This is a genomic window from Vibrio sp. 1457 (assembly GCF_033340195.1).
Lineage (GTDB): Bacteria > Pseudomonadota > Gammaproteobacteria > Enterobacterales > Vibrionaceae > Vibrio > Vibrio alginolyticus.
Window position 1 is genome coordinate 1 of the sequence record NZ_JAWOWA010000111.1, and the last position, 1,165, is coordinate 1,165.

The 1,165-nt window shown below is 45.6% G+C and carries 1 protein-coding gene; it reads left to right on the forward strand.

The annotated features are described in order from the left end of the window. The first annotated feature begins 555 nt into the window (after window positions 1-555). The gene (gene lrp, locus R7Z41_RS24115; RefSeq protein ID WP_318141651.1) at window positions 556-1,050 is read left to right on the forward strand and encodes a leucine-responsive transcriptional regulator Lrp; all 495 of its coding nucleotides are present in this window, start codon (window positions 556-558) and stop codon (window positions 1,048-1,050) included. The last annotated feature ends 115 nt before the right edge of the window (window positions 1,051-1,165 follow it).

Genomic DNA, 1,165 nt, shown 5'->3' on the forward strand with positions numbered 1-1,165 from the left:
GTCGTGCCCATGAGATCCCCATAGTTGTTGGCAGACAATGGGCAGGATTGTAGGGAATTTACAGACGTAAAAAAAGAGTATGACGATTTTGTTAACAATTTGTGCAATCGGCAGCATCGATAAGCAGGTCAAATTCTCCCGTCATTATCACCTCTGCTACTTAAATTTCCCGCTTTATAAGCCGATTAAATGATGAATAAACGCCCCTGTTAATGAATATCTGGCATGTTGTACTAAAAATCGATGTTTTGCTTTGACAATCCCCTGGTGTTTTGCGAAAACATTCGAGGAAGAAAAAAAACAGTATTCTTATATGCGCATAACCATGCATGTAAATACCATGTTTACCGTGCTAGTGAAATCTACGTATGGCGTGGACAGACGCCATTCGTGATGTCGATAGCTGCCACAAGGCAACGGTCTTCTCACCGTAGACCCAGGCATTGCGCGCCGTGAATCTTCATGATTTCGGTCTATCGTGACGGGTAGCGACTCTGAACAGTGATGTTTCAGGGTCAGACAGGAGTAGGGAAGGAATACAGAGAGACAATAATAATGGTAGATAGCAAGAAGCGCCCTGGCAAAGATCTCGACCGTATCGATCGTAACATTCTTAATGAGTTGCAAAAGGATGGGCGTATTTCTAACGTCGAGCTTTCTAAACGTGTGGGACTTTCCCCAACGCCGTGCCTTGAGCGTGTGCGTCGGCTGGAAAGACAAGGGTTTATTCAGGGCTATACGGCGCTGCTTAACCCCCATTATCTGGATGCATCACTTCTGGTATTCGTTGAGATTACTCTGAATCGTGGCGCACCGGATGTGTTTGAACAATTCAATACCGCTGTACAAAAACTTGAAGAAATTCAGGAGTGTCATTTAGTATCTGGTGATTTCGACTACCTGTTGAAAACACGCGTGCCGGATATGTCAGCCTACCGTCAGTTGCTGGGGGAAACCCTGCTGCGTCTGCCTGGAGTCAATGACACACGGACATACGTTGTTCTGGAAGAAGTCAAGCAGAGTAATCGTCTGGTTATTAAGACGCGCTAACACGGAACAGGTGCAAAATCGGCGTATTTTGATTACACTCCTGTTAATCCATACAGCAACAGTACTGGGGTAACCTGGTACTGTTGTCCGTTTTAGCATCGGGCAGGAAAAGCCT